Origin of the sequence: Bacillus cabrialesii (genome assembly GCF_004124315.2) — a bacterium.
GTDB lineage: Bacteria > Bacillota > Bacilli > Bacillales > Bacillaceae > Bacillus > Bacillus cabrialesii.
On sequence record NZ_CP096889.1, the window covers coordinates 2383137 to 2405633 of the forward strand.

General features: G+C 45.6%; 23 protein-coding genes. 10 read left to right on the forward strand and 13 right to left on the reverse strand.

Features of this window, described 5'->3' with window-relative positions; translation table 11 throughout:
- The first annotated feature begins 316 nt into the window (after window positions 1-316).
- Entirely contained in the window at window positions 317-1549 is a 1233-nt protein-coding gene (locus EFK13_RS12050; RefSeq protein ID WP_129505240.1) for an MDR family MFS transporter, read from the forward strand.
- Window positions 1550-1600: 51 nt separating this feature from the next.
- A complete protein-coding gene (locus EFK13_RS12055) occupies window positions 1601-1759 on the forward strand; it encodes a hypothetical protein (RefSeq protein WP_167470866.1) in 159 nt (52 codons plus the stop codon).
- On the opposite strand, the gene EFK13_RS12060 is transcribed toward EFK13_RS12055, so the two are convergent.
- The 5 genes from EFK13_RS12060 to EFK13_RS12080 form a co-directional block, all read right to left on the reverse strand.
- A complete protein-coding gene (locus tag EFK13_RS12060) occupies window positions 1756-2142 on the reverse strand; it encodes a VOC family protein (RefSeq protein ID WP_129505239.1) in 387 nt (128 codons plus the stop codon). The genes EFK13_RS12055 and EFK13_RS12060 overlap by 4 nt on opposite strands.
- 4 nt (window positions 2143-2146) lie before the next feature.
- Window positions 2147-3106, reverse strand: a complete 960-nt coding sequence (gene coaA / locus EFK13_RS12065; RefSeq protein ID WP_064815055.1) for a type I pantothenate kinase — start codon at window positions 3104-3106, stop codon at window positions 2147-2149.
- Window positions 3107-3177: 71 nt separating this feature from the next.
- Entirely contained in the window at window positions 3178-4524 is a 1347-nt protein-coding gene (gene dsdA / locus EFK13_RS12070) for a D-serine ammonia-lyase (RefSeq protein WP_129505308.1), read from the reverse strand.
- Between the two features lie 77 nt (window positions 4525-4601).
- Window positions 4602-5381 (reverse strand): SDR family NAD(P)-dependent oxidoreductase, encoded by a 780-nt coding sequence (locus EFK13_RS12075; protein ID WP_129505238.1) that lies wholly within the window; start codon window positions 5379-5381, stop codon window positions 4602-4604.
- A gap of 5 nt (window positions 5382-5386) precedes the next feature.
- A complete protein-coding gene (locus tag EFK13_RS12080; protein ID WP_129505237.1) occupies window positions 5387-6346 on the reverse strand; it encodes an MBL fold metallo-hydrolase in 960 nt (319 codons plus the stop codon).
- Between the two features lie 404 nt (window positions 6347-6750).
- Between EFK13_RS12080 and proC the strand changes: the two genes are divergently transcribed.
- The gene (gene proC / locus EFK13_RS12085) at window positions 6751-7587 is read left to right on the forward strand and encodes a pyrroline-5-carboxylate reductase (RefSeq protein ID WP_129505236.1); all 837 of its coding nucleotides are present in this window, start codon (window positions 6751-6753) and stop codon (window positions 7585-7587) included.
- A 39-nt stretch (window positions 7588-7626) separates the two neighbouring features.
- Here proC and EFK13_RS12090 read toward each other — a convergent pair whose 3' ends face one another.
- Window positions 7627-9267, reverse strand: a complete 1641-nt coding sequence (locus tag EFK13_RS12090; RefSeq protein WP_129505235.1) for a M20/M25/M40 family metallo-hydrolase — start codon at window positions 9265-9267, stop codon at window positions 7627-7629.
- A 173-nt stretch (window positions 9268-9440) separates the two neighbouring features.
- Here EFK13_RS12090 and namA point away from each other — a divergent pair, with 173 nt between their 5' ends.
- Window positions 9441-10457, forward strand: a complete 1017-nt coding sequence (gene namA, locus EFK13_RS12095) for an NADPH dehydrogenase NamA (protein WP_129505234.1) — start codon at window positions 9441-9443, stop codon at window positions 10455-10457.
- 109 nt (window positions 10458-10566) lie between these two features.
- A complete protein-coding gene (locus tag EFK13_RS12100) occupies window positions 10567-11328 on the forward strand; it encodes an alpha/beta fold hydrolase (protein ID WP_129505233.1) in 762 nt (253 codons plus the stop codon).
- A gap of 38 nt (window positions 11329-11366) precedes the next feature.
- Here the strand turns inward: EFK13_RS12100 and rpmG are convergent, their stop codons facing one another.
- Together rpmG and rnz are read right to left on the reverse strand one after the other, a co-directional pair.
- Window positions 11367-11516 (reverse strand): 50S ribosomal protein L33, encoded by a 150-nt coding sequence (gene rpmG, locus EFK13_RS12105; protein ID WP_003226511.1) that lies wholly within the window; start codon window positions 11514-11516, stop codon window positions 11367-11369.
- Window positions 11517-11597: 81 nt separating this feature from the next.
- A complete protein-coding gene (gene rnz / locus EFK13_RS12110) occupies window positions 11598-12521 on the reverse strand; it encodes a ribonuclease Z (RefSeq protein ID WP_129505232.1) in 924 nt (307 codons plus the stop codon).
- Between the two features lie 225 nt (window positions 12522-12746).
- On the opposite strand from rnz, the gene zwf reads away from it, so the two are divergent.
- Window positions 12747-14216: a glucose-6-phosphate dehydrogenase gene (zwf, locus tag EFK13_RS12115; RefSeq protein WP_129505231.1), complete on the forward strand. Its 1470-nt coding sequence runs from the start codon at window positions 12747-12749 to the stop codon at window positions 14214-14216.
- 106 nt (window positions 14217-14322) lie between these two features.
- Here the strand turns inward: zwf and gndA are convergent, their stop codons facing one another.
- Together gndA and EFK13_RS12125 are read right to left on the reverse strand one after the other, a co-directional pair.
- Window positions 14323-15732: an NADP-dependent phosphogluconate dehydrogenase gene (gene gndA, locus EFK13_RS12120; protein WP_003230365.1), complete on the reverse strand. Its 1410-nt coding sequence runs from the start codon at window positions 15730-15732 to the stop codon at window positions 14323-14325.
- A gap of 109 nt (window positions 15733-15841) precedes the next feature.
- Entirely contained in the window at window positions 15842-17086 is a 1245-nt protein-coding gene (locus EFK13_RS12125; RefSeq protein WP_064815044.1) for a DNA polymerase IV, read from the reverse strand.
- 72 nt (window positions 17087-17158) lie between these two features.
- On the opposite strand from EFK13_RS12125, the gene mifM reads away from it, so the two are divergent.
- The 3 genes from mifM to EFK13_RS12140 all read left to right on the forward strand — a co-directional run bounded on the left by mifM (window position 17159) and on the right by EFK13_RS12140 (window position 19195).
- A complete protein-coding gene (gene mifM / locus EFK13_RS12130; protein ID WP_129505307.1) occupies window positions 17159-17446 on the forward strand; it encodes a membrane protein insertion/folding monitor MifM in 288 nt (95 codons plus the stop codon).
- A gap of 29 nt (window positions 17447-17475) precedes the next feature.
- Entirely contained in the window at window positions 17476-18303 is an 828-nt protein-coding gene (locus EFK13_RS12135; RefSeq protein WP_129505230.1) for a membrane protein insertase YidC, read from the forward strand.
- A gap of 163 nt (window positions 18304-18466) precedes the next feature.
- Entirely contained in the window at window positions 18467-19195 is a 729-nt protein-coding gene (locus EFK13_RS12140; RefSeq protein ID WP_129505229.1) for a YqjF family protein, read from the forward strand.
- Window positions 19196-19243: 48 nt separating this feature from the next.
- Here the strand turns inward: EFK13_RS12140 and EFK13_RS12145 are convergent, their stop codons facing one another.
- Genes EFK13_RS12145 through mce form a run of 3 tightly spaced genes read right to left on the reverse strand, consistent with a single transcriptional unit; the run spans window position 19244 to window position 22315 of the window.
- Entirely contained in the window at window positions 19244-20359 is a 1116-nt protein-coding gene (locus tag EFK13_RS12145; protein ID WP_129505228.1) for a tripeptidase T, read from the reverse strand.
- A gap of 17 nt (window positions 20360-20376) precedes the next feature.
- A complete protein-coding gene (locus tag EFK13_RS12150; RefSeq protein ID WP_129505306.1) occupies window positions 20377-21900 on the reverse strand; it encodes an acyl-CoA carboxylase subunit beta in 1524 nt (507 codons plus the stop codon).
- A complete protein-coding gene (mce, locus tag EFK13_RS12155; RefSeq protein WP_129505305.1) occupies window positions 21893-22315 on the reverse strand; it encodes a methylmalonyl-CoA epimerase in 423 nt (140 codons plus the stop codon). The genes EFK13_RS12150 and mce overlap by 8 nt, the downstream gene beginning before the upstream one ends.
- Before the next feature lie 87 nt (window positions 22316-22402).
- On the opposite strand from mce, the gene prli42 reads away from it, so the two are divergent.
- The gene (gene prli42, locus EFK13_RS12160; RefSeq protein WP_151458008.1) at window positions 22403-22495 is read left to right on the forward strand and encodes a stressosome-associated protein Prli42; all 93 of its coding nucleotides are present in this window, start codon (window positions 22403-22405) and stop codon (window positions 22493-22495) included.
- Window positions 22496-22497 lie beyond the last annotated feature (2 nt).

A 22497-nucleotide genomic window follows, 5' to 3' on the forward strand; every position in this document is an offset into this window, starting at 1 on the left:
GGTTAAAAACACTGGCTTTCATGCATCAAACAGGCATCCGTATCCTTCCACGCCCTGCCTGATTGCTTGAAAATGCCCGCATCAATTCATATTGTGTTTCCACACATAGATAAGAGTCGAACATATCGTCATTCTCCCTCCGAATGCTTTAACTTCAATTTCAACGGGGTACCCCATCCTTCACCATAGGATATTGAATTTCATACAACCACACATGTTTCATGTCAATAACAAAATATTTTGAATTCCCCATTGGACAAGGAAATTTTTTCATATATGATAGAAAAGATCTTACATATAGGAGAGAATACGATTCATGAAGAAATGGAAAGAGATCCACTCGATCAGCTGGACAATTATTATCGGAACCATTTTTGGCAGAATGGCAACATCAATGAGCATTCCTTTTTTAGCCATTTATTTAACAGCAGTCGAAGGCGCATCAGCCTCCTATGCAGGGCTGGTCATCGCCGCAAGCTCATCAGTCGGCATCCTTGCAAGCTTTTACGGCGGATATATCTCGGACAAATTCGGCAGAAAAAACATGATGCTTGTATCCATTTTCGGCTGGATGCTGGTATTTGCAGGATTTGCGGCGGCATCTCATCTGTGGGTGTTTTTTGTGGTAAACGCATTAAACGGCCTTTGCAAATCATTGTTTGAGCCCGCTTCAAAGGCGTTGCTGTCTGATATGACAGAAGAAAAAACGAGACTGCTTGTTTTTAATTTACGCTATGCAGCTATTAATATCGGCGTTGTCTTCGGGCCGGTGCTTGGCCTGTATTTTGGCTCGTCGCAATCGACCGCACCCTTTTTGGCGCCTGCCGTCATTTACGGACTATACGGCCTCGTGCTTGCCATCCAATTTAAAAAGCATTCATCCTCGCCAGCACAAGACCAATCACGGAATATGAGCGTACGGGAAGCGTTTATGGTGACGCAAAAGGATCATCTTTTTACAATTGCTCTGGTCGGCATTGCGCTATGCACCTTCGGCTACTCACAATTCAGTTCCACATTCCCGCAGTATATGGCGCAAAACCCCTTGATGGGCAACGGAACGAAGCTGTATGGGTTGATGCTGACATTAAACGCAATCGTTGTGTTGGCAACGCAATTTCCCATTGTCCATTTTGCAAAACGTTTTTCGCCGCTTTGCTCCCTGATGCTCGGTAATGTGATGGTGAGTATCAGCATGGCCATTTTCACCATATCACACGGCGTTTCATCACTTGTGATGATTGTGGTCACATTTACAATCGGCGAAGTGCTTTTATTCTCTATGATGGATTTGTTTGTAGACCAGATTGCAAAACCAGGATTAAAAGGCACTTATTTCGGGGCAATTGGTTTTTCACAGCTCGGAAACGTCATCGGTCCCTGGGTCGGGGGTATATGTATAGACCTGTTCGGCGCCGGCCGGCCGATTTTTATTTTTTCTGTCCTGAGCGGCATCACCCTGCTCGGCCTGCCATTTTTAGCGTTTGCCTATCGGCAGATGAAAACGGAAATGACAAAACACCGGTCCGCGCTGGAAAAGCCGCTTTAAACAAAAAAACGGGAGAGAACCAATCTCTCCCGCAAAAATGAGGTGATGCACATGAATATAGGTGATGTGATGTTTCAGCTTTTCGTATTTATCGTGTTTGCCGCTGTCATCTTTGCAGCTGTTACAGGCTTCAAGTATGCGAAGAACCGAAAAGCGCAGCTGGATCGCATGGAGAAAAAGCTTAACAGCCTGCCCGAAGATCACGATTAACCACTTGGGGCAACGAGCTCTACCTTCATCCGGTCAGGATCCTCACAATAAACTGCATAATGCCCGTCTCCTCCGGCAAAAGGATGCCTGTCTCGGTACAACACACGATAGCCTTTTGCCGTTAATTTTTCGGTCATCTGATCGACTTGATGCTTGGATTCAGCATGAAATGCGAGATGGTTCAGACCGACTCGGCATCTATGGTATTCCGGCTCTAGAAAAGGCTCTTTCGCCTGCACAATTACTAAGTAAAAACCATCTTTCTTCCAGCTGATGCCTGAGCTCCATTTTTGGTACTCTTTATAGCCAAGTTCTTTTAAGAACCAGCCCCAAAACCGCCTAGACGTCTCCAAATCAGAGACATACAGTTCAATATGATGCACAGTTTCATACCCTCCTTACCAGCACTTCCTCGACCTTATGCCCGTCTCCCTTACGCAAAATGAGATCTGACCTGAATTTAGTCGGCAGGATATTTTCATATAAATTCGGCCGGTTGACACTCTCCCAAATCGAGGCTGCCATCTCGTCAGCCTCCTGATCAGACAAGTCTTTAAATTTATGAAAGTATGAATCAGGATTTTGAAAAGCAGTTTCCCGAAGCAGACGAAAACGCTCTAAATACCAAGTGAAAATCCGGCTTTCCTCCGCATCCACATAAATCGAAAAATCAAAGAAATCGGAAACAAAAATACGCGGATTTTCCCGGTCATCCTCCAAGGTGGGCGACTGAAGAACATTAATGCCTTCAATAATCACAATATCGGCCTGCTCCACAACCTCGAACACACCCTCCTCGCGGTCATAGGTAAGATGGGAATACACCGGGGCCTTCACTCTGTCTTTACCTGATTTTAAGTCATTCAAAAATTCGAGCAGCGCCTTTACGTCATAGCTCTCGGGAAATCCTTTTCTTGACAGCATATTTTTCTTTTTCAGCTCGGCTGTAGGAAATAAAAAACCATCTGTTGTGATAAGGCTCACTTTAGGGCGGTCCGGCAAACGCGAAAGCAGCTTCTGCAAGATCCGGGCCGTTGTGCTTTTTCCGACGGCCACACTGCCGGCGATGCCGATAATAAACGGAATTTTGGCTGAATGGGGATGCTTCAAAAACACATTCACATGCTTATTGCGTTCAGCGGCAGACTTGACATGCAAATGAAGTAAGCGAACAAGCGGAATATAAATCGTCTCCACTTCCTCGACAGAAAGATAATCATTCAGCCCTTCCACGGCTTTTGCTTCTTCTTCAGAAACAGCAATCGACAAATGTCCCCCAAAGCCAGACCAAGACTCACGATTATGCTGTGTATATAAAGTATGTAAATTAAGCTCTTTATTTTTCACTGTTTACACCTGACTCTCTGTAGGTTAAAACCCTTACAAAGATTGTAACGGAAAACCCTTTCACTGTCTGCTTATTTTTTCATTTCGTTTTTCAGCAAATCCGCGCCAATTCGGTTATACCCGGCCATTTCTTCTTGTGGAACCATGCTTCCTCCCGTTCCCCAGACGACATGTACGGCATGTTCCATGTGATGTTTCTGCATGCAGCGTCTTCCCTCTTCTGTCGAAAAAAGCTGAATTGGCCCAAACATGCCCGCAAGAGCAGAGGGTTCTAAATATTGATTTTCAGATACAGCCAGCATATGAAGCAAGGTATAAAGCGTATCGTCCTCTACGGTATAACAGCCGCTCAAAAGAGGTTCAATGAGCTTGCCGACAAATCCTGAAGGTCTCCCTACGGCAAGCCCGTCAGCAGCCGTCCGATTATCAAGACCGATATTCTGGACAGAAATCTGCTCGTGGAGGCCGGAATAAAGTCCCAGCAGCATACACGGTGAATGAGTCGGCTCGGCAAAAAACACATGAACATGGTCTCCATATAAAAGCTTCAGTCCAAATGCCACACCGCCCGGACCTCCGCCGACACCGCATGGCAGATAGACAAACAGCGGTGTCTCAAGACTTGGTTGTATATTCATACAGTCGAGCTGCGTTTTTAAGCGGCTGGCAGCCACAGCATATCCTAAAAACAGCTGGCGGGAATGTTCATCATCAATGAAATAACAGAATGGATCTTGTTCCGCCTGCCGTCTCCCTGCTTTCACCGCTTCACTGTAATCCGATTCATACTCCATGACATTGACACCCTTTTGGCGAAGGAGATCCTTTTTCCACTGCTTAGCGTCAGCGGACATATGCACTGTCACGCGAAATCCGAGTGCGGCGCCGATGATGCCGATGCTTAACCCCAAGTTTCCAGTCGAACCGACAGCGATCGAATAGCGGGAGAAAAAATCGGCAAACCGCTCTTCCTGTAAAATGCGGTAATCATCGGTTTCCTGAAGCATTCCTTCTTGAAGCGCCAGCTTTTCAGCATGCTTTAATACTTCATAAATCCCGCCCCGCGCTTTAATCGAGCCTGAAATCGGAAGCTCATGGTCGCACTTTAAAAGCCATTTTCCCGGAAATGGCTGCTGATATGCCGCTTCAAGCTTTTCCTTCATATGCTGCATTTCAAAAAGCGGAGACTCGATCATTCCTTTGGCATCTTTCGTCTCAGGAAACACCTCGGCAATATAAGGAGCAAATCGACGCAGCCTTTTTTCCGCCTCCGCTATCTCACTTTCCCACTCATCTGCATGAAATAACGGGTCCTCTTTCTTCCCCGGATTTGCCCAGAAAACAGGCTCTGCGTCAATCAGTTTCTGAATGAACGGATCTTTGAGCAGAACATGAAGGGCTTCTTGATTGATCGACATCCAAATATTTCTCCCTTCCTCTATCAAACTGCCTGTGAGCATGCCAACAAGCCATCTCGCCACAGGCAGTTCCATCGTTATTTTTTCATAAACGCGCGTCCTGCCAGCTTTTCAACGAGAGCAGGAAACAATTGATACAGCTTGGTGCCGGCATTCATTAAGCGCGGAAGATTGATCTCCCGTTTGTTCGTGAAAATTGCAGCTGTAATTTGAGCTGCCACGTCATCGGGATCAAGCATCCAGCGGCTGACATTTTTGACGTAGTCCCCGCCTTTATCAGCAATGGAAAAAAAGTCCGTCTGAATCGGTCCCGGATTGACTGTTGTCACATAAATGCCTGTTCCCGATAGCTCCATCCGTAAAGCGTTTGAGTAGCCGAGCACGGCATGTTTTGTCGCGGAATAAAGACTCGACTTCGGTGTTGCAATTTTTCCCGCTTGAGAAGCGATATTGATGATATGGCCCCTTTTTTTCTCAAGCATTTGCGGAAGCACAGCTTTTGTACAGGCGATCAGGCCGAAGACATTCACATCAAACATCGCTTTCATGTCATCCAGTGTCGAGTCTAAAACCGTTTCAAAAATACCGAAGCCCGCATTGTTGATCAGCACATCCACCGATCCGATCTGATCGCGGACAAGAGCAACATCCTCTAGGCGGCCGACATCGAGGGGAAAAATCTCACACTGGCCGCTCCATTCCTCGGTTATTTTCCTTTTTATTTCAAGCAAACGATCCTCACGTCTTGCTGACAGCACGACATGGGCACCTTCAGCCGCGCATAAGTATGCGATTCTTTCACCGAGCCCTCCTGAAGCGCCGGTTATCCAAATCCGCTTTCCCTCTATATGTTTCACCCATTTCACCTCTTTATTGTTTTAAAGTATGCAGTATTTCCTTCCCGATATGACGTGATGGCTTCCTCACTCTCCAGCACATCAAGATGCCCCGCCGTTTCTGACATCGTTAAAAATAATTCCTTTTCATACACAGAAGGAAAAAGCTGCTGACAAACCTGAAAAGCGGTCATCGGCTTTTCTTCCAGCATGCGCCGCACATCCTCCGTCCTATTTCTCTGCTTGTCAAACCGCTTCTCAATCAGTGTTTGTACGCTCGTGATCGTCTCGCCGTGACCTGGAAACACGATTGTTGGATCAAGTTCAGAAAGCCTTCGCAAAGACCGCTGATAATCCACTAAGGGCTTTGACCTTATGTCTCCCGCTTTCGGCGCTTCCAGAATCGGATTAGACGAGCTGTTGGCCAGCAGAAGATCGCCGCCAAGCATTCTCCCGCTTTTTTCATGGAAAAGAACGATATGTGATTCGGCATGTCCGGGCATCTCCAAAACCGACCAGCCCTCAAGCCCATCAATGCTCATGCCTTCTCTGACTGTTTTCGTCAGGGATCTCGTACAGGAAAATGCGTACGCGGACCGAATCAGCTTATCTGCCTTACCCGTATCAAAAGGAACGCCTAATTCCGGCAGCAGTTTTTGAAAAAAACGTTTTTGCCAATCCATAAAAGTTTGATTTCGGCTGATATAAGGTTCGTTGAACGGATGTCCAATCACTTCGATTCCATCAGGAAAGACATCAAGCAAGCCTGTATGATCAGCGTGATGGTGAGTCAGTACAACCTGCTCAATATCTGACATTTTCACATTTACAGCGGCAAGCTGCTCTTGAAGGGCTCTGACAGCCTCCTTTGTATTCGGCCCAACATCGATAAGTGTCAGCGCATCGCCTTTTACTAAGTAAACGAGAACATCGCCGACAGCAAATGGCGTCGGGACGCGTATCGCAATTACATCTGCAGTTGTCATCCTTTCGCTCCTTGTCTTCATTCATTATTCATATTTTAGCTTTTTCTCGGTCTTGTGTCATTATTGCTGAATGAGAACAACCCTTTTTGAAAAAGCTATTGACATTAGCTTGTCCGCCATTGCATAATGAACAACAAACTAAAACGAGAAACCATTGGAACGCTATGACGAGGAATAGTACACAAGGCAATGGCCAAAGAGAGCGATACCCCCGGCTGAAAGGTATCGCGGCCCGCTTGTTTGTAGAACCTGCCCTCAAGTCGCGGTTAGGAAAACCTAAACGTTTCCCGCGTTACGGGATTTGAGCTGGGCACAATCTGTGCTAATGAGGGTGGTACCGCGAACCTTTTCGTCCTTTACGTGATGAAAGGGTTTTTTGTTGTTCTGATAGAAGGAGGATATCAATGAAAAAGATAGGATTTGTCGGCGCCGGGTCCATGGCAGAAGCAATGATTAACGGTTTTTTGCAAAGCGGCATTACAAAACCAGAACATATCTATATCACAAACCGCTCAAATGACGAGCGTCTGATTGAATTAAAGGAAACGTACGGCGTGCGTCCATGCAGAGATAAAAATGAGTTTTTCACTCAAACCGATATCATCATTCTCGCTTTTAAACCGAAGGACGCGGCGGAAAGCATTGACAGCATCCGTCCGTATATCAAGGACCAGCTTGTGATTTCAGTGCTTGCAGGCCTTACCATTGAAACAATTCAGCACTATTTTGGCAGGCGGCTCGCGATCATTCGCGTCATGCCTAATACATCGGCAGCCATCAGAAAATCAGCAACCGGATTTTCCGTAAGCGCGGAAGCAAGTCAGGATGATATTATCGCCGCAACGGCTTTATTGGAAACAATCGGTGATGCCACACTGGTTGAGGAACCGCATCTTGACGCTGTCACGGCGATCGCCGGAAGCGGTCCGGCCTACGTGTACCGTTATATTGAGGCAATGGAAAAAGCGGCGCAGAAAGTAGGATTGGATGAGGAAACAGCAAAAGCGCTTATTTTGCAGACAATGGCGGGGGCGACGGAGATGCTCCTCCAAAGCGGCAAACAGCCCGCACAGCTCCGCAAGGAAATCACGAGTCCGGGGGGCACAACAGAGGCAGGCCTTCGTGCTTTACAGGAATCCCGCTTTGAAGAAGCGATTATTCACTGTATTGAAGAGACCGCTAAACGCAGCGCGGAGATCAAAGAGCAGTTTGCCGGAGCGGCTTTAGAGAGGCATTCATAAATGAAAGCACAAAGACAGAAGGCCAAGGCCTTCTGTCTTTTATTTTTCCTCCAACTGATGACCGGCTGTTTCCGATTGTTTGAATAGCGCGGAGATCGTAAATGAAAGCAGGTCGGGAAGCACCTCAAAGGAATAAGGCATATACAGTCTTTCCGTCCATTTGTGCGGGTCTTTTCCAGCCGGACCGACATTTAAAACCGGGACATATAAAGCCTCTTTTCCGCTTGGCAGTGAATATCCTCTGTTAAAGAGCGGCATATTGTTTGTGTAAGCGTCGACATCCTGCTTTTCCAGCTGCAGATAGCTTAAGTCTGAAAGTCCGGGGAAATACTGAATCTCCCGCAATGCTATGCCGTACTCGTCAGCCGCATAATGCATGAGCCGCTCAGCTGTATGCCTGATCAATTGATCGTCCTTTGAAGAAACCGCCGGATAAAACGGCGGGCTGTAAAAAAGAACGATGAGCGGCGCATCCTCTTTACAAAGCGAAGCAAGCTCAGACACAATTTTGGTCGAAAAATCCCTGTCTCCAAGATCTCCCCTGTTGGCAAAGGCATAATTCAAAACCCGCTCTGTTTCCGAGTTTCCAGCACGCTTTTTCGCACGCGCGATGAGCTCATCAAATGTCAAAACAGTGATGGCCCGTTCAATCGGCTGGAATGGCTCAAATTGCTGAAAATCCTGTGTTTTCTTCCGAATGTTCGCGGTTATTTCCTCCGCCGCCTGTTCTGCGGTTTTCAGCAGCATCTGATGCAGCTCACTAGCCGAGCGTTTCATTGACAGCACATTAAATAACGTGACAGCTGTATGCGGTGTCTGAACTGAATACGACTCTTTCAAGTCCTTTTGCATTAAGTTTACCGGCGGCGGAGTGACTTCACCGTCAATCTTTTCACAATAATCGGCATTCAGTTCAAGCAAACGGTTCATCTCAGATACCATTAAATTTGCGTTTATGCCTGAAAACGGCTCTCCGACATGGGTTTCGATCCCCTTGCAGAAAAATCCCGCAAGCACCTTGCCAATGCTTCCTGTATAAAAATATTGCTGCTGGTCGCCAGGAAATTTTTCAAACATCGGTTCAGCATTCAGGCAAACGGTTAATGTGATATCATGCTTTTTCTCCATTTCCTTCAATACAGGAACCGCTTGAATCATGCCTCTTGAATTCACTTCCTCGTCAGGAACCGTAATCAGCAGCAAATTGCCCTCAAATTCACCGTTCATTGCCCGCTCAAGCATCGACAGCTGAACGGCAAGCCCTGCCTTCATATCCATCGTCCCTCTTCCAAACAGCCAGTCCCCGCTTTCAGCATCTGTTCTCACACGTTCCGGAAGCAGCTCTTTTTTCTCTAAAAAGGAGCTCAAAAGCTCAGCAGGCTTACAAGCCATATGTTTGAATTCTCCGTAATCTTCTATGTCAACAACGTCAAAATGGCTCAGCAAAAGCACTGTCTTTTTGACATTCTTTTTTTTGACAAGAGCCGTAAGAAAGGATCTGCCATCGTCCATCGGATGAAGTGTTACATCATCAGAATGTTTTTGAAAATAAGGCTTGTCCTTCAAAATAAAATAAAGATATTCTGCAAGTGCCGCCTCTCCCTTTGAACCTGTGATGCTTTCGTATTGCACTAGAGAAGTTAAAAGGGTCAGCAATTCGTCCTTCGTCTGCCAATTCATCGATCTCCGCCCCTCCTATGTATAAAAACGCTTCTAACCTGAAAAATAAGATGATTCTCTTGTTCATTATACAGAAAAGTTCGACAAAAAGAGATCGTTTGAGCAGTTTATATGACGGGAAAGAAATGACTTGATATAATCAACCTCTAAAAACCTTACGGGAGGCGAAAGAAATGCCTAGAAAATTATTCACACCGATTACAATTAAAGATATGACGTTAAAAAACCGAATTGTCATGTCGCCAATGTGCATGTACTCTTCTCATGAAAAGGACGGAAAATTAACGCCGTTCCACATGGCACATTACATATCGCGCGCAATCGGCCAGGTCGGGCTGATTATTGTCGAGGCATCAGCAGTTAATCCTCAAGGACGAATCACGGACCAAGACTTAGGAATTTGGAGTGACGAGCATATTGAAGGCTTTGCCAAACTGACTGAGCAGGTCAAAGAACAAGGCTCAAAAATCGGCATTCAGCTTGCCCATGCCGGACGTAAAGCAGAGCTTGAAGGAGATATCTTCGCTCCATCGGCGATTGCGTTTGACGAACAATCAGCAACACCTGTTGAAATGTCAGCAGAAAAAATAAAAGAAACGATTCAGGAGTTCAAACAAGCGGCTGCCCGCGCAAAAGAAGCCGGCTTTGATGTAATTGAAATTCATGCGGCGCACGGATATTTAATTCACGAATTTTTATCCCCGCTTTCCAACCATCGCACAGATGAATACGGCGGCTCACCTGAAAACCGCTATCGTTTCTTGAGAGAAGTCATCGATGAAGTCAAACAAGTATGGGACGGTCCTTTATTTGTCCGTGTATCTGCGTCTGACTATACAGACAAAGGCTTAGACATCGCTGATCACATCGGTTTTGCAAAATGGATGAAGGAGCAAGGTGTTGACTTAATTGACTGCAGCTCAGGCGCCCTTGTTCATGCAGACATTAACGTATTTCCTGGATATCAGGTCAGCTTCGCTGAAAAAATCCGTGAACAGGCTGACATGGCAACTGGTGCTGTCGGCATGATCACAGACGGTTCAATGGCTGAAGAAATTCTGCAAAACGGACGTGCCGACCTCATCTTCATCGGCAGAGAGCTTTTGCGGGATCCATTCTTTGCAAGAACGGCTGCGAAACAGCTTCATACAGAGATTCCTGCCCCTGTTCAATACGAAAGAGGCTGGTAATGTCCATAAGAGATATCCTCAACCGGATATCTCTTTTTTTCATTTTAGAGAAACGATCAGCGCGAGTTCTCCGTCTCCCTAGTAGAAACAATTAGAGGAGATGACTCCAATGAACTCAGCTTGGATGGAAAAGACATATACGATTGACGGTTGTGCATTTCATACACAACACCGGAGAGGATCAAATGGTGTAACGATTGTCTTTGAGGCCGGCTACGGTACTTCTTCTGAAACGTGGAAACCATTAATGGCGGACATTGATGATGAATTTGGCATTTTCACATATGATCGGGCAGGAATAGGGAAAAGCGGACACAGCACCGCTAAACGAACAGCTGAACAACAGGTGAAAGAATTAGAGAGTTTGCTTAAAGCGGCAGATGTAAAACCTCCTTATCTGGCTGTTTCACACTCTTACGGAGCTGTCATCACCGGTTTATGGGCCTGCAAAAACAGGTGTGATATTATCGGCATGGTCCTTCTTGACCCAGCTTTAGGAGATTGCGCCAGCTTCACCTTTATACCCGAAGAAATGCACAAACCATATACGAGAAAAATGATGCTTGAAGGCACACATGCAGAATTCTCAAAAAGTCTGCATGTGCTCAACCAGCGGCAAATCCACTTAGGAAACATGCCTCTTCTTGTGTTGTCATCAGGTGAACGGACACAGAAATTCGCTGACGAACAGGAGTGGCAAAACCTGCACAGCAGCATATTGTCTCTCTCTAACCAAAGCGGCTGGATTCAAGCTAAAAACAGCTCGCACAACATCCATCATGATGAACCTCACATCGTTCATTTGGCTATTTATGACGTATGGTGCGCAGCGTGCCAGCAGGCCGCCCCGCTTTATCAGGCAGTCAATTAACAAAAAAAGACCGGGTGCATCAGCCGGTCTTTTTTTTGTTATTTTGTTTCGCGATGAAGGGTATATTTTTTTAAGCGCGGTGAATATTTTTTCAGCTCTAAACGGTCTGGATTGGTGCGTTTGTTTTTTGTTGTGATGTAATTTCGGTCTCCCGTTTCTGTGCAGGCTAAAGTAACATTGACTCTCATAGTTAACATCTCCTCATAAAGCGTAATGGTTACGTTTTATTATACAACGTCAGCAAAAATTGTCAAATAAGAACTATTCCTTCAGCCTCGCGGGATGTTTACCTCTAAGAAATCATATGAAACCACGCTGTTTGGGAAAACGTCAGCCGCTTCTTTTTGAAGCTCCAAAGAGGCCTCTCCCTGATATCTTGCGCTGATATGGGTTAATATGAGCTGCTTCGCTCCGGCTTCTTTCGCTGTTACGGCAGCTTGTTCTGTTGTACTGTGAAAATAATCATAAGCAAGTTTCCGATCTTCCTTAGCAAAGGTCGCTTCATGAATAAGCACATCACAATCCGTTGCAAGCTCCTTTAGTTTGTCACTTACTCTCGTATCCCCGGAAAACACTACAGCTCTTCCCTTTTTGGGAGGCTCCAGAAAATCATACCCATTAATGATGCGCCCGTCTTCAAGCGTTACCGTTTCGCCTTTTTTGATTCTTTGATACACAGGTCCGGGCGGGATGTTCATTTCTTTCAATAAATCCGCCTTTAAGGAACCTGGTACGTCTTTTTCCTGCACACGGTACCCGAACGCTTCTACTCCGTGAATAACAGTTGCTGCTGTAACAATAAACTGACTATCTTCAAACACGGTGCCTTCTTCGATTTCCTTGATCACAAGCGGATATGTCAAATGGGTTTTCGTAACGGCAAGACTTGTTTCAATGAACGCCTTAATCCCTTTAGGGCCGTACACCGTCAGCTCGTCTTCTCCGCCTTGAAAGGAACGGCTCCCCAGAAGCCCCGGAAGCCCGTATACATGATCGCCGTGCATGTGGGTAATAAAGATTTTTTCTATTTTACGAGGTTTAATCGTTGTATGTAAAATTTGATGCTGCGTGGCTTCCCCACAGTCAAACAGCCATATCGAACGCCTTTCTTCAAGCAATTTTAATGCGACAGACGTTACGTTTCTCGCCTTCGCGGGAATGCCGGCTCCTGTCCCTAAAAAAAGTAATTCCACGTTTCCTTCCTCCTACTAGAACTAGTTACCTACAAGAATACAGGATCATGCGCGAAATGTGAATCTTGCCCTTAAAAGGAACAATCCTTTCGTTCTAGAAACATTTTTACGGCATTCAGCAAAAAATGGGCTGAAATGTTTGCTTTCGTTGAATTTTAGATTTAAAATGAAGGAAATATACGGGGTGTACTAAAATAAAGCTTCGAATAAAGTGAGGTACTTTTAGTGAAAACAAACCAACAGCCAAAAGCAGTAATTGTCATATTCGGTGCAACTGGAGATTTAGCAAAACGAAAGCTGTATCCGTCTATTCACCGTTTATACCAAAACGGACAAATCGGAGAAGAATTTGCAGTTGTAGGAGTTGGAAGAAGACCTTGGTCTAATGAGGATCTTCGCCAAACCGTTAAAACATCCATTTCCTCATCTGCAGATAAACATATAGATGATTTCACGTCTCATTTTTACTATCACCCGTTTGACGTGACAAACCCTAGCTCTTATCAAGAGCTTAACGTATTGCTTAACCAGCTGGAAGATACATATCAAATTCCGAACAACAGAATGTTCTACTTGGCAATGGCTCCTGAATTCTTCGGAACAATTGCAAAAACATTAAAATCAGAAGGTGTAACAGCAACAACAGGCTGGTCGCGCCTTGTCATTGAAAAGCCGTTCGGCCATGATCTGCCAAGCGCACAGGCATTGAACAAAGAAATCCGCGAAGCGTTTACAGAGGATCAAATTTACAGAATCGACCATTATCTAGGCAAACAAATGGTTCAGAACATTGAAGTGATTCGATTTGCCAATGCGATTTTCGAACCGCTTTGGACAAACCGCTACATCTCAAACATTCAAATTACATCCAGCGAATCACTTGGCGTCGAGGACCGTGCAAGATATTACGAAAAATCAGGCGCCCTGCGCGACATGGTGCAAAACCACATTATGCAGATGGTTGCCCTGCTTGCAATGGAGCCGCCGATCAAATTGAATACAGAAGAAATCCGCAGCGAAAAAGTAAAGGTTCTGAGAGCGCTCCGCCCTATTAAAAAAGACGAAGTGGATGAGTACTTTGTGCGCGGACAATACCAAGCCGGTGAAATTGACGGTGTGCCGGTTCCTGCTTATACAGATGAGGAAAATGTCGCTCCTGACTCCAATACGGAGACCTTTGTTTCAGGGAAGCTTTTGATCGATAACTTCAGATGGGCTGGTGTTCCGTTCTATATCCGTACCGGAAAACGGATGAAAGAAAAGACCACAAAAATCGTCGTCCAATTCAAGGACATTCCGATGAACCTGTACTATGGCAATGAAAATAACATGAATCCGAACTTGCTCGTCATCCATATTCAGCCTGACGAAGGCATTACGCTTTACTTAAATGCTAAAAAGCTTGGCGGAGCAGCACATGCTCAGCCAATCAAACTGGATTACTGCAGCAATTGCAATGACGAGATGAACACTCCTGAAGCGTATGAAAAATTAATTCACGACTGTCTTCTTGGCGATGCAACAAACTTTGCACACTGGGATGAAGTTGCCCTTTCTTGGAGCTTTGTCGACTCCATCTCTGAATCATGGGCAGCAAACAAAACCTTATCTCCAAACTACGAATCAGGCTCTATGGGACCGAAAGCATCTGATGATCTTTTGGCGAAAGACGGCTTGCATTGGTGGAATATATAATACGGAAAAAGCCGGAAATGCTCATGAGCGTTTCCGGCTTTTTCTGCATATAAATATTTACAAACAAAACCCCCGAAGCCCTAAGAGCTTCGGGGGTTTCTATTGATTACTTCATCCATTCAGTATGGAAGATGCCTTCTTTATCAGTACGCTCATAAGTATGAGCGCCAAAGTAGTCACGCTGCGCTTGAATTAAGTTTGCAGGGAGTACGGCTGTGCGGTAGCTGTCATAGTAAGCCAATGCGCTTGAGAACGATGGCACCGGCACTCCTTGGGCAACTGCAAGTGAAATCACTTGGCGAAGCGCTCCTTGGTAGCTTTCTACAATATTTTTGAAGTAGCTGTCAAGAAGCAGGTTGTCAAGCTCAGGTTCGCGATCGTAAGCTTCTTTGATCTTCTGAAGGAACGCCGCTCGGATGATGCAGCCGCCGCGGAAGATCATAGCGATTTCACCGTATTTAAGATCCCAGTTATATTCTTCAGAAGCAGCTTTCATTTGGGCAAACCCTTGCGCATAAGAACAGATTTTACTCATGAACAGCGCTTTTCTGACTGCCTCAATCAACTCTTCTTTATTTTCTGTAACAGGCTTCACTTCCGGTCCTGAAAGAAGACCGCTCGCTTTCACACGCTCTTCCTTCATAGCTGAGATAAAGCGCGCGAATACAGACTCGGTAATAATTGGAAGCGGAACACCTAAGTCAAGCGCGCTTTGGCTTGTCCATTTTCCTGTTCCTTTTTGTCCTGCTTTATCAAGAATCACATCAACAAGCGGTTTGCCTGTCTCTTCGTCTTTTTTCGTGAAGATGTCAGCCGTAATCTCAATCAGATAGCTGTCAAGCTCGCCTTTATTCCATTCAGCGAAGACTTCGTGAAGCTCATCAGCTGAAAGGCCGAGCACTTGTTTCAGAATGAAGTAAGATTCAGAGATCAGCTGCATATCTCCGTATTCAATGCCGTTGTGGACCATTTTCACATAATGGCCTGCACCGTCCGGACCAATATATGTCGTACAAGGTTCTCCGTCAACTTTTGCAGAAATCGCTTCAAGAATCGGCTTCACAAGCTCATGTGCTTCTTTTTGGCCGCCAGGCATGATAGAAGGCCCTTTAAGCGCTCCTTCTTCTCCGCCGGAAACACCTGTTCCGATAAAATGAATGCCGCTTTCAGCGAGTTCTTTGTTACGGCGCTGTGTATCTTTATAATATGTATTTCCGCCGTCAATTAAAATATCATCCTTCTCTAGATGAGGAAGAAGAGATTGAATTGTCGCATCTGTTGCCGTTCCCGCTTTAACCATTAATAAGATTTTGCGGGGTGTTTCCAAGGATTGAACAAACTCTTCAATGCTGTATGTGCCAACAACATTTTTGCCTTTTGCCTCCTGCAAAAACTCCTCAGTCTTACTGCTTGATCTGTTATAAACAGAAACAGAAAATCCCCGGCTTTCGATATTTAAAGCCAGATTTTTACCCATGACCGCAAGTCCGATAACGCCGATTTGTTGTTTTGACATATTCTAACGTCCCTTCTGCAAACGTTTCATCATTTTAAAATTTAAATTAAAATAAAATGATATTTATAATAAAGAAATTACCATACTTTCACCCTTTTTTTCAAGCGATTCAGCTTTTCTTTTCATCCTGAAAGAAATCTTTATTAAAGCTTGTTCCCTTCGTTTTGCTCTCCTCTTTTTTTATCTTTGCCCCTTTTCTGATCAGCTTGGAGCCGTACTTTTCATTCAGCTTTTCCATCATCTGCTGAATGGGCTCATCCTTCGCATCTTCATTAAAGCTGAACAAATCGAGCTGCTTATAGGCCTGCTCTTTTTCCACTAAATCCGTTCCGGTAATGCCAAGCAGCCTGACAGGATTTTTATTCCAATGCTTAAAAAAGAGGTGCTCCGCTTCTTTCATAATTTCATTTTTTTGATCGATCGGATTTTTCAGCGTGATGCTTCTTGTGATGGTTTTCCAATCTGCATATCTAATCATAATAAAAAGCTTCGAAGCCATGACTTCCTTGCGCTGCAAACGATCACTCACGGAAGCGGACAGCTTTCTGAAAACGCCTAACAGCTCTTCTTCATCACTGGAATCATGTGAAAGGGTAGATGAGTTGCCGACGCTTTTAAATTCGTAAATGCGCTCCGGGTCAACCGGCGCATGGTGAATGCCGTTTGCTTTATTTTTAAGGCGCGGACCGTTGATGCCAAGCAGACGTTTCAGGGAGTGCTCATCAGCTGCCGCTAGCTCTTTAATCGTATGAATGCCGAGGCCCTTCAGCTTTTCCGCTGTCTTTTTGCCAACTCCGTGCATCTCTCCAACCGGAAGCGGCCAAAGGATATCAGGCACTTGTCTCTTTCTTAAAATCGTGATGCCAAGCGGCTTTTTCATATCAGACGCCATCTTAGCGAGAAATTTATTCGGCGCAATCCCTATGCTTGACGGAAGCAGCAGCTCTTTTTGCAGCCTGCTTTGGATTTCTTTTGCCGTCTCCAGAGCGCGGCTGCTGTACGGTGTATCGGTCATGTCCATATAGCCTTCGTCGATGGAGACAGGCTCCACCAGCTCAGTATATTCACGGAGGATGTTAAACATCGCTCTTGAAGAGCTTCTATAGCGGTCAAAATTCGGCGGAAGAACAATGAGCTCAGGACAATTGCGCTTCGCTTCCCAAACCGGCATTGTTGTTTTGACACCGCGCGCTCTCGCTTCGTAGCTGCATGTCACCACAATGCCCTTGCGCTCCTTTACGTTTCCGGCAACTGCGACCGGCTTTCCACGGAGAGCCGGATCATATGCCATTTCCACCGATGCGTAGAAGCTATTCATATCAATATGGAAAATAATTCGGCCCTTTCCCGGCATAAATAAATCTCCTTTTCGTTCATTAGACAACAGCTTGTACATATAGTAAAATGAAGGTATTGAATGGATGTGATTACAATGTTTGTGGAATCGATAAATGACGTTTTATTCTTAGTCGATTTTTTCACAATTATTCTTCCGGCTCTGACGGCAATCGGGATTGCATTCCTCTTACGAGAGTGCCGTGCCGGCGAGCAATGGAAATCTAAACGAACTGATGAACATCAGACAGTCTTTCACATTAACCGAACAGACTTTCTTATTATTATATATCATCGCATTACAACTTGGATACGTAAAGTCTTCCGCATGAATTCGCCTGTGAACGATGAGGAAGACGCCAGTTCCCTTCTTTTATAAACCGCATTTATCAAAAGGAGGAGAACAAATTGGTAAAAACATATCAAACACTTTTGGCTATGGGTATCTTTTTGATCGTATTATGCTCGGGCAATGCCGCGTTTGCGGCGACGAATCAGGTGGGAGGCCTCAGCAACGTCGGTTTTTTTCACGACTATTTAATCGAACCGTTTTCCGCTCTGCTTAAGGGAGTTGCCGGGTTCTTTCACGGAGAATACGGACTCTCTATTATTCTCGTAACCATTATTGTGCGTGTGGTTGTACTGCCTCTGTTTGTCAATCAGTTCAAAAAACAGCGCATGTTCCAAGAGAAAATGGCTGTTATTAAACCTCAGGTTGACAGCATTCAGTCCAAGTTGAAAAAGACAAAGGACCCGGAAAAGCAAAAAGAACTGCAAATGGAAATGATGAAGCTGTATCAGGAGCATAATATCAACCCGCTTGCGATGGGCTGTCTTCCAATGCTGATTCAGTCTCCGATTATGATTGGGCTTTATTACGCGATTCGCTCAACACCTGAAATTGCGTCACACTCGTTTCTATGGTTCAGTTTAGGGCAATCTGATATTCTTATGTCCCTTAGTGCAGGGATTATGTATTTTGTCCAAGCCTATGTCGCTCAAAAGCTGAGCGCGAAATATTCCGCTGTCCCGCAAAATCCGGCAGCGCAGCAGTCTGCAAAATTGATGGTGTTCATCTTCCCTGTGATGATGACGATTTTCTCGCTTAATGTTCCGGCAGCCCTTCCGCTTTACTGGTTTACAAGCGGGCTGTTTCTGACAGTGCAAAACGTTGTCCTTCAAATGACACATCATAAAAGTAAAAAAGCCGCCGCTCTTACTGAGCCGGTGAAATAAAAAGTAACCCCGAGCGAAAAGCCGGGGTTGTTTTTTTATTTCACCATACTCTTTTTTTGTCATGGCAGAGGCGAAAATGGCCACCTTAAAAAACAGCTGTATCGTTTAAAACGATAGAAACCGGGAATACCTTTACTCACATCCAACTGAAAGGAGCATATACGTGACGGAACGCTTTCAGCAAAAAAATATTTCTGTGCCTGAGGGAATCTGGATCATGAGACAAACTTGGAATGATGTCTTATTTGCCCACTGGCCTATTGATGCTTCTATCCTTCGGGTGATGATTCCGCCGGTTTTAGAGTTAGATACATATAACGGACAAGCTTGGGTCAGTATGCTTCCCTTTATGCTCACGAACCTGAGGGCGCGTTTTCTCCCTGCCATTCCCGGTGCGCGTGCGTTTCCTGAGCTAAACCTCCGCACCTATGTCACTTATAAAGGCAAGCCCGGCATTTATTTTTTCAGCTTAGATGCTGATCACCGGCTGGCGGTCCTGGGCGCTCGCACGTTCTTTCATTTACCTTATTTTCGCGCGGATATGAAAGCTGACAAAAACGGTGACGGCATTGACTATGTCAGCAAGCGGAGAGACGACGGAGAAGCAGCATTCCGCGCCGCATACCGGCCCATTTCAGCTCCTTTTACAGCGGAAGAGGATTCGCTGGATTACTGGCTGACAGAGCGATACAGACTCTACACCACTTATCGCAGCAAGCTCTTTTACGAAGACATTCATCATCATCCTTGGGAGCTGCAACATGCCGAGGCCGAGTTTTCCGCCAATACGGTGGCTGATGCTCACAACATTGCATTGCCAGCGTCAGATCCATTGCTTCATTACGCCAAAAAACAGGACGTGTTATTTTGGCCGCTTAGGCAATGGCGCTGAATGCAAGAAAAAACCCGATGCGTTTGAGCGCACTCGGGTTTTTCTTTTTTATTTTGCCGCCTCTTCAATAATGGCAACAACCATTTCTGCCGTTTTAACGAGTTCTTCGACCGGCATTTTTTCATTCTTTGTATGAATTTGCTCGTAACCGACAGCAAGGTTAACCGTCGGAATGCCATGACCTGCAATCACGTTCGCGTCGCTTCCTCCGCCGCTTGTTTGCAGCTCGCTCGGACGTCCGATTTTAGCTGCCGCTTTTTTCGCGATTTCAACAACTTGGTCGCCGTCCTGGTATTTGAAGCCCGGGTACATGACTTCAATTTCGACTTCTGCGCGTCCGCCCATCTGGGCAGCGGCCTCTTCAAAAGCAGCTTTCATTTTCTGAACTTGAGCTTCCATTTTCTCAGGAACTAAAGAGCGGGCTTCAGCAAGAATATGGACTTCGTCGCACACAATGTTTGTTTGTGTGCCGCCTTCAAACCGGCCGATGTTTGCTGTTGTTTCTTCATCGATGCGGCCCAATGGCATTTTTGAAATGGCTTTGCTAGCAATTGTAATGGCTGAAATGCCTTTTTCAGGTTCAACCCCGGCGTGTGCGGTTTTTCCGTAAATTGCCGCTCTTACCTTTGCCTGTGTCGGCGCGGCTACAATGATATTTCCGACTTTTCCGTCTGAATCAAGGGCATAGCCGTAAGATGCCGTGATCATAGAACGGTCAAGCGCCTTCGCTCCGATCAGGCCTGATTCCTCACCTACTGTAATGATGAATTCAATCGTGCCGTGTGCAATGTTTTCTTCTTTCAGCACTTTAATCGCTTCAAACATTGCAGCCAGTCCCGCTTTATCATCAGCGCCTAAAATCGTCGTGCCGTCAGTTTTGACGTAACCGTTCTCTACAACTGGTTTTACGCCGTTTCCAGGTACAACTGTGTCCATATGAGATGTAAAATAGATCGTATCTGTTTGTTTTGTCCCTTTTAGCGTGCAAATCAGGTTACCGGCTCCGTGGCCCGTGATATCCATTGTATCGTCTTCTTTAACGTCCACACCTAAATCAGAAAATTTTCGTTTCAGCACTTTGCAGATTTCAGCTTCGTGCTTTGTTTCTGAGTCAATTTGGACAAGTTCTAAAAATTCTTCCAGCAGGCGTTTTTCATTCACCATTTGTAAGTCCCTCCATGTTAAAGCGGTATGTTACCGTGCTTTTTTTTCGGTCTCTCTTCTGTCTTATGTGTAAGCATGTGAAAAGCTTGAATCAATCTTTTCCTTGATTCTTCCGGCAAAATGATGTCATCGACCATTCCGCAGGCCGCCGCTTTGTATGGGCCCGCGTTTTGCTTTTTGTATTCAGCTGTTTTTTCGTTTTTTGTCTTTTGCGGGTCGGCTGAAGCTTTTATCTCTTTTTCATACAAAATCGATGCGGCGCCTTCTGAACCCATCACTGCGATTTCAGCATTCGGCCATGCAAATACTAGGTCCGCTCCGATTGCTTTGCTGTTCATAGCGACATAGGCTCCGCCGTACGCTTTTCTGATAATGAGCGTGACTTTTGGGACGGTCGCTTCTGCATAAGCAAACAATAATTTTGCTCCGTGCCTGATAATTCCGCTGTGCTCCTGCTGAACACCGGGCAGAAACCCCGGAACATCCTCGACAGTTAGCAGCGGTATATCAAACGCATCGCAAAAACGGATGAATCTAGCTGCTTTATCAGCAGCGTCAATCGTCAGGCTGCCCGCCAGATGCTTCGGCTGGCTCGCAATGATGCCGATCGTTTTTTCACCCAGCATTGCAAACCCGATGACAATGTTTTTCGCAAAAAACGGCTGAATCTCAAAAAAAGACTGCGGATCAGCCAGCTCCTTAATCACCGTTCGAACATCATACGGCTTTGTCGTGTCAGCGGGCACGAGATGGTTTAATAACGGTCTGGAAGCCTCTTTCTCTGGCTGCGGCGCTATTGTCTGGCCATTCAGCGGCAAATAAGACAGCAGTTTTTTCACTCCTGTCAAAACCTCCTTCTCCGTATGTCCGGAAAAGTGGGCGTTTCCGCTGACGGCATTATGTATTCCCGCTCCACCTAAGCTCTCCGCATCAACCTGCTCTCCTGTCACTTTTTCAATCACTTTCGGTCCGGTAATAAACATCCGGCCGGTCTGTTCAGCCATAAATATAAAATCTGTGAGTGCCGGAGAATATACAGCGCCTCCAGCGCACGGCCCTAAAATAACCGAGATTTGCGGAATGACTCCGGAATATAAGACGTTTCGGTAAAATATGTGACCGTATCCATCTAATGATACCACACCCTCTTGAATTCTCGCACCACCTGAGTCATTCAGCCCGATAATCGGCGCCTTATTTTTTGCTGCCAGATCCATCAGTGCGCAGATTTTTTTGGCGTGGGTTTCGCCAAGCGCCCCGCCGAACACTGTGAAATCTTGCGCAAATACATATACAGAGCGTCCGTCAATTGTCCCGTATCCTGTCACGACTCCATCCCCTAAAATACGCTGTTCTCTTGTTAACACTTGACTCTCCATGAAGGGATGCAACTCGATAAAGCTATCCTGATCAAGAAGAAACGTGATCCTTTCACGAGCAGTGAGCTTTCCCTTTTGCCGCTGCTGGGACAGCTTTTCATGTCCTCCGCCTTGTTCTGCCTGCCTCCGCCTCGTATATAGATGATCAATATGCTCATTCATGTTCATCAGTTTGGTCTCCTTTCGGCTCGCAAAGCTCAACAAGAACGCCGTTTGTTTCCCGCGGAGAAAGAAATGCGATCTTTTTCCCGTTTGCCCCCTGTCTCGGATACGGGTCGATCAATTGAACTTGCCGGTCAGACAATGCTTGCAGCTGTTCAGATAAGCTGGTGCATAAAAACGCAATATGATGCACCCCCTGCCCTTTCTTCTCCAAAAATAAACGGACGGGGCTGTCAGGTGTCAACGGCTCTATCAACTCCAGCTTGACGCTTCCCGCTTGAAAAAAAGCGACATTCACCTTTTGCTCTTCTACCGTTTCTTGATGAAGAAACGCAAGCCCCAGTATATTTTCATAAAAGTTTCTTGCGTCCTCGATCGAAAAAACGGCTATCCCAATATGGTCAAGCCTGTTCATTTTCATCCCTGCTTTCCAAATAGATATCGCTTGTCCGCCCATTCAAAACACGCTAAAATATAGACAGATTGTCTAAGGAGTGAAATCATGTCTCAAAAACTGATGAAAAGTGTTTTAATCTTGATTTTGGGAGTTTTTATTCTTTCAACTGTACTCTCAGGAATCGTTATGTTTTTCTAACG

Bases quoted from the DNA above. Each gene is read 5' to 3' on its own strand.
- mce (WP_129505305.1), bottom strand. From the start codon at position 22,315: ATGAACAGGCTTGACCATATTGGGATAGCCGTTTTTTCGATCGAGGAC.
- rpmG (WP_003226511.1), bottom strand. From the start codon at position 11,516: ATGAGAGTCAATGTTACTTTAGCCTGCACAGAAACGGGAGACCGAAAT.
- proC (WP_129505236.1), top strand. From the start codon at position 6,751: ATGAAAAAGATAGGATTTGTCGGCGCCGGGTCCATGGCAGAAGCAATG.
- namA (WP_129505234.1), top strand. From the start codon at position 9,441: ATGCCTAGAAAATTATTCACACCGATTACAATTAAAGATATGACGTTA.
- EFK13_RS12125 (WP_064815044.1), bottom strand. From the start codon at position 17,086: ATGCCGGGAAAGGGCCGAATTATTTTCCATATTGATATGAATAGCTTC.
- EFK13_RS12150 (WP_129505306.1), bottom strand. From the start codon at position 21,900: ATGAATGAGCATATTGATCATCTATATACGAGGCGGAGGCAGGCAGAA.
- EFK13_RS12145 (WP_129505228.1), bottom strand. From the start codon at position 20,359: ATGGTGAATGAAAAACGCCTGCTGGAAGAATTTTTAGAACTTGTCCAA.
- EFK13_RS12080 (WP_129505237.1), bottom strand. From the start codon at position 6,346: ATGACAACTGCAGATGTAATTGCGATACGCGTCCCGACGCCATTTGCT.
- EFK13_RS12100 (WP_129505233.1), top strand. From the start codon at position 10,567: ATGAACTCAGCTTGGATGGAAAAGACATATACGATTGACGGTTGTGCA.
- EFK13_RS12055 (WP_167470866.1), top strand. From the start codon at position 1,601: ATGAATATAGGTGATGTGATGTTTCAGCTTTTCGTATTTATCGTGTTT.
- EFK13_RS12050 (WP_129505240.1), top strand. From the start codon at position 317: ATGAAGAAATGGAAAGAGATCCACTCGATCAGCTGGACAATTATTATC.
- EFK13_RS12090 (WP_129505235.1), bottom strand. From the start codon at position 9,267: ATGAATTGGCAGACGAAGGACGAATTGCTGACCCTTTTAACTTCTCTA.
- gndA (WP_003230365.1), bottom strand. From the start codon at position 15,732: ATGTCAAAACAACAAATCGGCGTTATCGGACTTGCGGTCATGGGTAAA.
- dsdA (WP_129505308.1), bottom strand. From the start codon at position 4,524: ATGTCGATCAATCAAGAAGCCCTTCATGTTCTGCTCAAAGATCCGTTC.
- prli42 (WP_151458008.1), top strand. From the start codon at position 22,403: ATGTCTCAAAAACTGATGAAAAGTGTTTTAATCTTGATTTTGGGAGTT.